Here is a 10,002-nt window from a genome sequence, read left to right on the forward strand (position 1 = left end):
CGATGATCTGCTCTTCCGTAAACCGCTTTCTCTTCATCAGTCCGTCCTTCAATCAAGGCCCGGACTCTAATCTCAGATGGAGGTAATTCTCAGTGGCAGGTCACCTGGGCGCGAAACGTGTTTCAAGAACCCTACGGTCGCTTGAGCGCACGGAACTACCTCGCGCAGACTTGCCCGCAAGAACGGCGCCACCCGCCGGCCTGGATTTCAGGTCCAACGTTGTCTTGGCTTGGCCGCTTGCCCAAGCACGGCAGGCGCGCGGCTTCCACCATGCGTGGCATCCAAACGCCGACCGCCGCCATCCGCTGGAGTTCGCGTCGTGGAACGGCCGCATGTCGTGCCGGCGCTGTCAAGCGAAGTGAGGATTTGACCCCCTCTCATTGTTTTGCGGTTTCGTTGGTCTCGGGATGGTTCCAGCCTTCTGCAGAAGGCCGGAACCACGCTTTTCGCGAACCGGTAGCTGTCCCCGCGAACGGTGACCACCGTCGAATGATGGAGCAGGCGATCAAGGGATCGCGGTTGCCATTACGGATCTCCAAAAACGCTCCCCCATTCGCCGACCGAACGGATGGAAGTGAATCGATCCCTTCTCGTAGCGCCCCCCACCAGTTGGAAGAACAGGTGGGCAGCATTGGCCTAGAAGGGCAGATAGCTCAGCTCGTCGATCAATAATTTCGGCCGAGACAGGATCGTCAACTGTTTGTCGAGGGAGCCGTCGCTATGGACAGTTTCAATCCGAAGCTGGACCTGCAATAGGCGCTTCAAAACGCCCCCCTGACTGACGGCGTCAGCGCAACCGCCGAAGGCTACACCGTGACCCGTGGCTCAAACTTGACACGATCAAGCGCGATCATGCTCCTAAATTTTCGGACATTTGGGTTGGTATAGAGTTTTGTCTTGACGAAGACGTCAAAGGCCTCGACGTCCTCAACGGCCACGATCAGTACAAAATCGGCGTCGCCCGTGACCATGTAGCACTGGGTAACTTCCTTTGCCGCGCGCATCGCGCGCTTGAAATCGTCGACGAGGTCAAGACGTTCACGGTCAAGCTCTACAGTTACGACAACCGTAAGCGATTTGCCAACAGCCTTCGGATCCACGAGCGAGATATCTGCAACGATTACGCCATCTACACGCAACTTGTTCACTCGACGCATGCATGAGGCGGCCGACGAACCGACAAGCTCCGCAAGTTCGGCAAAGGAGAGCCGATTGTTCCTCTGTAGCGCTGTAAGGATCCTTCGGTCTAGGTCGTCCATCGTGCGGCGCCGGCCATACTTGGAGATTTAACAATCACTCATCAATTTTTAGCAATTGCACAGATTTACGCAACATTTATTCCAATTCCTCTCACAAACTGAAACATAATAGGCACTTCTGGTCTGGCAGATGATCGAAATATGCGCCCCCTTCGGGTCCAACCCTGATCGGCTCGAAGTGCGTCTTATGAGCTGACATTTCACCGCTTTGTCTGATCCGCATTTCAGCAGATGTAAGCATGCGCCGGCTCCCATTATTGGGCTCGCGAGGTGGTCCGACTTGGCCACTAACCGAGGTTGTGTGCGTCAAGTTCAGCCGAAAGGGGCGACCGTGAAACTGGTCATGCGCCTTGGCGCAGAGCGAGCTTCTTATGTTCGTGCAGATCGTCCATGTTGATGTAGCGGTTTGCCTCGATCCAGTTTTCGTTGGTTTCGACGGCGAGCGCCCTGACCCGACGCAGGCAGCTTTCACGCGGCACGCGGAAGAAGATCAGCGTGCTTTCGATGGTCTCCTCCACTCAGGTCGTCAGTCGTGGGTAACGAGGCGATCATTTGGCAAGCCATGCGGCGAGATCGGCCTTGGCCTCGGCGAGATCGCGCCGGTCGTAGAGCCATCTGAGTTCCTGCAAGCAATCATCGCCGTGCTTGCGCGGCAAATGATCGAGCGCGTTTCTGAGGAAGTGCACGTAGGGGCTGTTGAATAAGTCCTCTGCCACTGATTCAATTGAGCAATCGTTGATTCGCCGGAGGATTCGCGATGCTCGGCCGGAAAGAGCGGGATCAGCTCGAACTGTTCATGACCGCTCGCTACGACAACTTGTTCCCGATGACCATGTTCTAGCCAAGGTCGACCGTGTGCTTGATCTGTCATGGCTGCACGGCGACGTCGCGGATCTCTATTGCAATGACAATGGTCGCCCGGGCATCGATCCCGAGGTCGCAGTTCGCCTGATGCTCGCCGGCTTCCTGCTCGGGATTGTGCACGATCGCCGGCTGATGCCCGAGGCGCAGGTCAACGTCGCCATCCGGTGGTTCGTCGGCTATGGCCTGCATGAAGCGCTGCCGGATCATTCCTCGTTGACACGCATCCGCCAGCGCTGGGGCGAGGATCGGTTCCGCCGGATTTTCGAGCGCACCGTCCAGGCCTGCATCGAGGCAAAGATCGCCAAGGGCGAGGTGGTTCATGTCGATGCTTCACTGATCCGAGCTGACGTGAGTTGGGACAACCTGGCGGTGCGCCACATCGAGGCTGTGAGGTCGGTGAACGAGGATGCTGAGGCCGCTCTCAAAAGGAGCCGCAAGACCGGGAAGTTCAAGAAGGTCTGCGTCACCGACCCGGATGCCAGCATGGCCACTAATGGCCGCAATCGCCGGCTGGAGCCTGCCTACAAGCAACATGCCGTCGTTGATGATCTGCGCGGCGTGGTTCTGGATGTTGCCGTGACCACGGGCGAGATCAACGAAGGGCAGATGATCGTCGAGCGGATTAATGCCACGATGAAGGCGACGGGGCTCTCCATCAGCACTGTCACTGCCGATGCCGGCTACGCCTATGCAAAGGTTTACGGAGCTTTCGAGTCTCGCGCCATCGAAGCTTTGATCCCGGCCAAGGCTGAGCCGATCCGAAGTCCCGCACCGCTACGCCGCTTCCGCTACGACGCCAAGCACGACGTCCTCAAATGCCTGCGCGGCAAGATCCTGCGCCCGACCCGGCGGGTAAAGCACGGGCGCTTCTTCTACTCGCGCGCCCGAGACTGTGTCGGCTGCGATCTTGCTTCCATCTGCTTGTCCAAAGGGCGGGTCGACAAAGCGGTCATCCTGGGCGACGACTATCCGGCCTTGTTGCGGGCGCGCAGGCGCCGCGAACGATGGTCGGAAGAGGACAAGCAGCTCTACCAGCGCCACAGGTGGCGCTCGGAAGGCTATCACGGCGAGGCCAAGAATTGGCACGGCCTCGCCCGGGCGGTCCGGCGCGGTCTCGGCAACATGAAAATTCAGGCCTATCTCACCGCGGCGGCGGTCAACCTGAAGCGACTGGCGGCCGCTTTGCTTGCCCTTTTCTGGGTTTGGTGATGCTCATACTCCGCCTGGAACCCGTCAACGAGCTCTGAGACGGCATATCGGCAGTTCTGAGATCAGAGCCTCCCGATGCGAGTCAACCGCAGAAAAGCAGGCTTATTCAACAGCCCCACGTAGCAGCGCTGCCAGGCGGCTTCGGGGATCACCTCGCCGATCGCCGTGGTCGTCGGACACAACCAACTCGACGCCCTTGAGGCCGCGCGCTTTCAACGCGACGAGGAAGTCCTTCCAGGCCAAGCGACTCTCGCGATTGGCCCTCTCCACGGCCAGGATCTGGCGCATCCGTCCCAGTCAATGCCGACCGCGATCAGCACCGCCTGGCTCGTGACGATGCCAGCCTCGCGCACCTTCTCGTAGCGGGCGTCGAGGATGAGGTAGGCAAAGGGCTCTTGCAACGGGCGCTCGGCAAAGGCCTTCAGGCTCTCGTCCAGACTCTTGGTAGGGTCCCCATTGAAGGAATACTTCGATGGGTGCCCTGATGGCCGAGATTGACGAGGCCGAGAACGCATGACCGCACAACTTTTCCGTGATCGCCTTGACCTTCCTGGTCGACATCCCCTGCACATACATCTCCGCAAGCGTGGCCACCAGGGCGCGCTCCGAATTCTGGTAGCACTCAAACAGCTCGGTGGAGAAGCGGCCGGCCCGGTCCTGCGGAACCCGCAGCTCAAGCTTGCCGACACGGGTAACAAGGGTGCGGCGTAATAACCCGAGCGGTAGCCGAGCCGCTCCGGTGTCTGCCCGCCCTTCGAGGCACCCAGCGCCTCGTCCATCTCAGTCTCGAGGACCTCCTGCATCACCGCACGCACACTTCATGCAGCCCTTCAGGGTTCGATAGCAGAATGTCTTTGACGGCGGCGCTGGCGGTCCTACTTTCAGTCTTGGTCATGGTGGCGTTCCCTTCCAGGGAATCGGTGACGTTGAGCATCACCAGCCTGCCATGACCGCCCTCTCTCAGCGAATTTGCAGAACTCTCAGAACACTACCGTGCGTTGGCCAGCGCGGTGGCCAAGTCGCTCATTGAGTCTCCTCCCATCGATGTACGCGAAAGGCGGCTCAATGCGGGTCAGTAACCCAAACTGCGCGAGACCTGCTTCGTGCGATCGTTCTGCGCAGACGTGAAAGACTGTTCAGGGGGCGCCTCTTCGATGATGTCGCCACCTTGCATCACCCGATCGTCACGCGCCGGAGCGACTAGACGCCGGCCGCGCTCAGCTCCGCGACTGGTCCAGCCAAAACCGTACGCCGCGCCGCGCAAACCCGCCACCGAGCTCGCCTTTGGCGTCGGCCTCGGCGTCACCGGCCAGCCCTGTCGGCGCCCACAGCAGGCGTCTTGCGCCATGAAGCTAGCCAGGCGTTTCTCGCCCAGGCGGCTGGCGTTGTCGGGAGTGGGATAGCGGCCGACGAAGGCCAGCGTGCGCGGCGACAATCAAGGTGAGACTCAGCGTCAATCAGGATGAGACTCGGCGGCGGGGGTGTGACGAAGGGAGGGCGTAGCCCGACCGGAGTTACACCCCCGCCGCGGCGCAATTTTTCGGCGTCTCATGATCGCGGTCGGCCCGGTAGCGTGGGTGATTTTCTGAGAATGGAGAATCACTTTGTGCCGGGTCGCCATGTAACTGATCATCAGACGAGGCTTTTTATGAAGTACCGACAAAACAATTCCATCGAGGTCACCGCCGCCAAGGCGTCGATCAGCCGGGCGACAGCTTACCGTATCGAGAAGGAAGCGCGTCTTCCATCGCAAAGCAGGCCGCCGCGCGACCGGCGTCGCCCCGATCCTCTTGAGCATATCTTTGACACAGAGGTTGTTCCGCTCCTCAAGGCCGCTCCCGGCATCCGTGCGGTCGCCGTTTACAATGAGATGCTACGGCGTCATCCGGAACTGTCCGAAGGTATTCGCCGCACGGTTGAGCGGCGTATTCGATCATGGCGGGCTGTTCACGGTCAGGAGCAGGAAGTGATCTTCCGTCAGACGCACGAACCCGGTCGGTTGGGACTGTCGGATTTTACTGACATGGACAGCCTCGGCGTGACGATTGCCGGCCAGCCGCTCGAGCATCTGCTCTATCACTTCCGGCTGGTCTGGTCGGGCTTCGAGCACGCCCATGTCATCCTTGGCGGAGAAAGCTTCGTCGCTCTGGCCGAGGGGCTTCAAAACGCCTTGTGGTCGGTCGGCGGTTCGCCTCTCTATCACCGCAGCGACAGCTTGTCGGCCGCCTTCCGCAACCTCGATGCCGACGCCAAGGTCGATCTGACGCATCGCTACGAGGAACTGTGCGCCCCATTATCGCATGATGCCGACGTGCAACAACAAGGGCGTCGCGCATGAGAACGGCTCGATCGAAAGTTCCCACGGCCATCTCAAGAACGCGGTCCGCGATGCGCTACTGATGCGCGGCACCAGGGACTTCGACGATCTCGGCTCCTACCGCGCCTTCATGTGCAACTCGCATCGCTCAATAGCTATGAAGCGCTGATGGGGGGCACCTACGCGGGAGAGGTCGCATGAAGAGCATTCACACAATCGACGAAGTACGACTTGGCATCATGCTGAATGAGCTCCGGTTGCCGACGATCAAGACGCTCTGGCCGCAATTTGCCGAGCAGGCCGATCGGGAGGGATGGCCAGCCGCTCGCTTCCTGTCGGCCGTCGCCGAACATGAGTTGGCCGAGCGATCGCATCGCAGGATCGAACGCCACCTCGCCGAGGCGCATCTGCCGCCTGGAAAGACACTCGACAGCTTCGCCTTTGACGCCGTGCCTATGGTCTCCAAGGCCCAGGTCATGGCCATCGCCGCCGGCGATAGTTGGCTCGCCAAAGGAACCAATATCCTCATGTTCGGCCCGCCTGGCGGAAAGAGCCATCTTGCGGCGGCAATTGGCCTCGCCCTCATCGAGAACGGCTGGCGGGTCTTGTTTACCCGCACCACCGATCTCGTTCAGAAGCTGCAGGTCGCAAGACGCGAACTCCAGCTCGAATCCGCCATCACCAAACTCGACAAGTTCGATCTGCTCATCCTCGACGACCTCGCTTACGTCACCAAGGATCAGGCCGAAACCAGCGTACTCTTCGAACTCATCTCCGCCCGTTACGAGCGGCGATCCATCATGATGACGGCCAATCAGCCCTTCGGAGAATGGAACAGGGTCTTTCCAGATCCCGCCATGACGCTCGCGGCCGTGGACCGACTTGTTCATCACGCAACGATCTTCGAGATGAATGTCGAAAGCCGACGATCCGCCATGGAAGCCAAACGTCAGCGCGGCAGACCCGCCTCCTACGCGACAATCAAACACACGCACGAACTTGTCGCGGAGCGACAATCAGAAACCGACGATCCTCTTGGCAGCGACAATCACAGTGATAATTTGCCCGTGACCGCGACATAAGAATCTCATCCAGATTGTCGCTCGCGTCTCATCCTGATCGTCGCGCTATAGCCAGCGCGATCGGGCTATCGATGGCGGCGAAAATGGCGACTGCCCCTGGCCAGAAGCCTTCGAGCAGATTGCGGAGCTGGTTGGCCAATGCGACACGCTGGGCCACAAGGTTGTCGCGGCCGCGGACCAGGGCGCGCAACGCCCGGATGTCATCGGAGACCGGCACAAGAGGCCGGAAGCGATGTCCGTCGGTGCGCAAGATGTCGGCCAATGAAGGCATCGCCCGGATAGCTTTTGCCACCCGCGGCGCGATAGCGCGGCCTGCAGGCCTCGACGACGTTCGCATGGATCGGGATCACGGGATACCGGCCTCGACCAAGGTATCGACGACCAGACCGGATGGTCGCTCGATGGCGATAGGCAGTTCGGCCGGCGCCGCCACGCGCTTGAGCCGGGCTACCATGTCAGCCAACCCAGCCGCATCGTGGCGGACATCGAGACGGACGATGACCCGGCCGACGCCGTCAATAACGCACAGGGCATGGCTTACGCCGCCCCAGTCCAAACCTCCGTGCGATCACACATGTTGATACCCCTCCTGTTGAAGCTGAATGATTCTCAGATCAAGGTGGCGGATGGTGTGGTTGCGGAGGTCGCGGACTGCATTGATTACGGAAGGGGAGTTTTGGAATAGGTAGGCTCCGGTCGGCTGACGGTCGATCAGAAGGCGCTTCTGTCTGATTTGCACATAGATCCAATTGACGGGGATGTTCAGCCGTGCGGCCAATTGTATGGCGCTCAACGAAGTGGCCTGGTGGGTCCATCGGTTGCGCTGCGTCGTTATCCTGATCCCGGCGCCGAGCCGGATCCGCTGCACGGTGATCGGCAGGACCTTTTCGGCGCAATTGGGCGAGCGGTGCCCCTCCTGGGTGAGGACGGCGGCAATCTCATCATCAGGCATGCCGGCTATTGCGAGATCGAGTAGACGCGCACGCATTTCTTCGCCGCGCGTGAGCTTGGCGACGGAGTTGACCTTCATCTTGACCTCAAGTTCCGTGACCGCGCCGCCTCGCCAGACAATCCTGACCAGAGCAACATCGTGCTCGCCGCGATCGAGAACGACTTTTTCGACCAGACACCGCAACAGCGCCTTGCGATGCGCGTCCGTCGTGGCGTCGTCCGCCCAGATTTGCGGCAGGCGACCGGAAAGGGTGACGACCTTGCTGTTGAGGGTTTTGCCCAGCGCCATTTGCATGACGGGCTCGGCCGAAGCTTGCCGGGCAAGGGCTTCTTCGGCCGCGCGAACCTCGCTCAACGCCGCTTCCCACCGACGCTCGAGTTCGCCAGCGACAAGACGATTGTCCGGATCGACCCGGTTGAACTGGCGCTCGGCAAACGCTGCAGTATAGCGCTTGCGCTCAAGCTCACGTTCGGCGCTGCTGCGCAGGGCCTTTTCGACCTGCTGTTGCGCCCGGCGGGCTCGCAACAGCGCATCAATCTCGGCAGGCGCCAGCGCCATCAAGAATGCGTCGGCCACAGCGGCATCCACGCGTGAAGCGCGGATGTGCTGGCAGGCCGGCAAGCCCGTGTGGGAGCGCAGGTGATTGCACACATACTCTCCGCCACCTTTGTAGCGAACGTACATCTTGTGGCCGCATCGCCCGCACCAGACGGTGCCATGCAGCAGAAGCTCGCCATTGCGGGGAGCACCTCTCGTCTTGATGCGCATGTATTCGGCTCGGTTGTCTCGCACGACGTCACGGATATTCTCATAGGTTGGCCAGTCGATGTAAGGCGGATACCGGTCCTTCACGACGATCCGCCATTCATCGATCGGCCGCGCCACCTTTGCCGACGAACCGCCTTCGCACGCGGTGGCACGGGGCCTGGTTCGTCCATAGACGAAGGCACCGGCATAAGCGGGGTTCTTCAGGATTGCCGCCACCGCCGAGACCGTCACTCGCGCCCAACGCAGCTCGCCGTGCCGGTCGCGGCGCGGCAGTGCCAGGCCCCGATCGTTCAGCATGCGCATAACTTTGGCAACGGTGCGGAACTTCAGGAATGTCTGGAACACAAGCTCAAGCCGTTCCTGAACGGCAAGATCCGGATCTTTGACAACCACCCCGCTCGGATCGCGCACCAAGCCCTGGCAGCATGAGGGCAAGCTCGCCGCGCTCGGCCTTGGCAAGCAGACCAGCCGTCAGACGGCTGCGGATCGTATGCAGCTCAAGCTCTGAGATCGTTCCCTTCAGGCCGAGAAGCAGCGCTGCCGGGATCATAAACGCCATCGCGATCGGCAATAAGGCAGCCGCGCAGGCCGCAGATATCCAGAAAGCGGGTACCAATCTGAACAGTTGCGCGCCAGCCGCGTCACATCGATCGATAGGATCAACCCGATCTCGCTGAGGCCAACCCGTCCGACGAGTTCCTTGAAGCCATTCCGCTTTGCAGCAGACGCTGCGCTCAAGCCGAGATCGGCATCGATGACATCGATGTCGGCATCATGCCAGCGAGTTCTCGGGCGCGCTGACGAAGCGCGTACTGCAGCCGCAGGCTTTCTTGATTGCTGACCACCTGGTGCGGCGTCGACTGCCGGACGTAAACAACCGCTCTGCGCGCCAGATGGGTTGGCTTGACCAGTTCGGACTTCACGGGACACCTCCGCCAGAACCGCGGCGACCTCGTCGAGGATTTGACGCCGCAAAGCTGGTGACAGCGTCGCCCACAGGCTCTTGGGGTCTATGGTCATGACCTTCGAGACATTCCGCCACCGGGACAAGATCCCGGACCGCCTCGACGCTCAATTTAGTCTGATTCGTGTCTTCTACATACTTCTGCGTTGCTGCCACCGGGATCAGCAGTGTCGATCCATTAAGGTGCTCGACTTCGTATGACGGTGGAAAATTCCACCTCCTGCGCCACTTGGCGGATCAGGCGGAAGGATCGCCCGTAAAGCGCATGATGTGGGTCCAGAACCCGGACCACCTCGCTCGATGATTCGTCGGACTCACCAGCAGGGATATTCCTGTAGGCCTTCGAACATGTAGGCGAGCTGCGCCGGTGATATGGAAACCGTGCCGTCCGCCGGCGACGGCCATAGAAACCGGCCCTTCTCGAGCCGTTTTGCATACAGCGACATGCCGAGCCCATCATGCCAGATAATCTTGACCAGATTGCCGCTGCGGCCGCGGAAGACATAAAGATCGCCGGCATGCGGATCCCGGCCCAACGTCTCCTGAACCTGCAGAGCGAGGCCTTGCATTCCGCGACGCATATCGGT

8 protein-coding genes and 4 pseudogenes are annotated in these 10,002 nt (G+C 60.6%); 3 read left to right on the forward strand and 9 right to left on the reverse strand.

Going from position 1 to position 10,002, the window contains the following annotated elements:
• Positions 1–806: 806 nt before the first annotated feature.
• Both NKI47_RS33885 and NKI47_RS33890 read right to left on the reverse strand, forming a co-directional pair.
• Complete coding sequence (locus NKI47_RS33885) at positions 807–1,259, reverse strand: Lrp/AsnC family transcriptional regulator (protein ID WP_352595963.1); 453 nt, start codon at positions 1,257–1,259, stop codon at positions 807–809.
• 341 nt (positions 1,260–1,600) lie between these two features.
• Positions 1,601–1,981, reverse strand: a pseudogene (locus NKI47_RS33890) (transposase); the annotation flags it as partial.
• A 35-nt stretch (positions 1,982–2,016) separates the two neighbouring features.
• Here NKI47_RS33890 and NKI47_RS33895 point away from each other — a divergent pair.
• Positions 2,017–3,308, forward strand: a pseudogene (locus tag NKI47_RS33895) (transposase); the annotation flags it as partial.
• Between the two features lie 131 nt (positions 3,309–3,439).
• On the opposite strand, the pseudogene NKI47_RS33900 reads toward NKI47_RS33895, so the two are convergent.
• Both NKI47_RS33900 and NKI47_RS33905 read right to left on the reverse strand, forming a co-directional pair.
• Positions 3,440–4,227 (reverse strand): annotated as a pseudogene (locus NKI47_RS33900) (IS256 family transposase); the annotation flags it as partial.
• Positions 4,228–4,404: 177 nt separating this feature from the next.
• On the reverse strand, positions 4,405–4,767 hold the full coding sequence (locus NKI47_RS33905; protein ID WP_352595966.1) for a hypothetical protein: 363 nt from the start codon (positions 4,765–4,767) through the stop codon (positions 4,405–4,407).
• A 171-nt stretch (positions 4,768–4,938) separates the two neighbouring features.
• Between NKI47_RS33905 and istA the strand changes: the two are divergent.
• Both istA and istB read left to right on the forward strand, forming a co-directional pair.
• Positions 4,939–5,782 (forward strand): annotated as a pseudogene (gene istA, locus NKI47_RS33910) (IS21 family transposase); the annotation flags it as partial.
• A 64-nt stretch (positions 5,783–5,846) separates the two neighbouring features.
• On the forward strand, positions 5,847–6,731 hold the full coding sequence (gene istB / locus NKI47_RS33915; RefSeq protein ID WP_352595969.1) for an IS21-like element helper ATPase IstB: 885 nt from the start codon (positions 5,847–5,849) through the stop codon (positions 6,729–6,731).
• 28 nt (positions 6,732–6,759) lie between these two features.
• On the opposite strand, the gene NKI47_RS33920 is transcribed toward istB, so the two are convergent.
• The 5 genes from NKI47_RS33920 to tnpB all read right to left on the reverse strand — a co-directional run.
• Positions 6,760–6,993 (reverse strand): IS110 family transposase, encoded by a 234-nt coding sequence (locus NKI47_RS33920; protein ID WP_352595972.1) that lies wholly within the window; start codon positions 6,991–6,993, stop codon positions 6,760–6,762.
• 84 nt (positions 6,994–7,077) lie between these two features.
• The gene (locus tag NKI47_RS33925; protein ID WP_352595975.1) at positions 7,078–7,287 is read right to left on the reverse strand and encodes a hypothetical protein; all 210 of its coding nucleotides are present in this window, start codon (positions 7,285–7,287) and stop codon (positions 7,078–7,080) included.
• A gap of 12 nt (positions 7,288–7,299) precedes the next feature.
• A complete protein-coding gene (locus NKI47_RS33930; RefSeq protein WP_352595983.1) occupies positions 7,300–8,862 on the reverse strand; it encodes a recombinase family protein in 1,563 nt (520 codons plus the stop codon).
• A 135-nt stretch (positions 8,863–8,997) separates the two neighbouring features.
• Entirely contained in the window at positions 8,998–9,471 is a 474-nt protein-coding gene (locus NKI47_RS33935; RefSeq protein WP_352595977.1) for a hypothetical protein, read from the reverse strand.
• Positions 9,472–9,729: 258 nt separating this feature from the next.
• On the reverse strand, positions 9,730–10,002 hold a 273-nt coding region (gene tnpB, locus NKI47_RS33940), incomplete at its 5' end, for an IS66 family insertion sequence element accessory protein TnpB (RefSeq protein WP_352595980.1).

The sequence above is a fragment of the Mesorhizobium sp. M0633 genome (assembly GCF_040320645.1).
Classification (GTDB): domain Bacteria; phylum Pseudomonadota; class Alphaproteobacteria; order Rhizobiales; family Rhizobiaceae; genus Mesorhizobium.

Bases quoted from the DNA above. Each gene is read 5' to 3' on its own strand.
- NKI47_RS33885 (WP_352595963.1), bottom strand. From the start codon at position 1,259: ATGGACGACCTAGACCGAAGGATCCTTACAGCGCTACAGAGGAACAAT.
- istB (WP_352595969.1), top strand. From the start codon at position 5,847: ATGAAGAGCATTCACACAATCGACGAAGTACGACTTGGCATCATGCTG.
- NKI47_RS33935 (WP_352595977.1), bottom strand. From the start codon at position 9,471: ATGACCATAGACCCCAAGAGCCTGTGGGCGACGCTGTCACCAGCTTTG.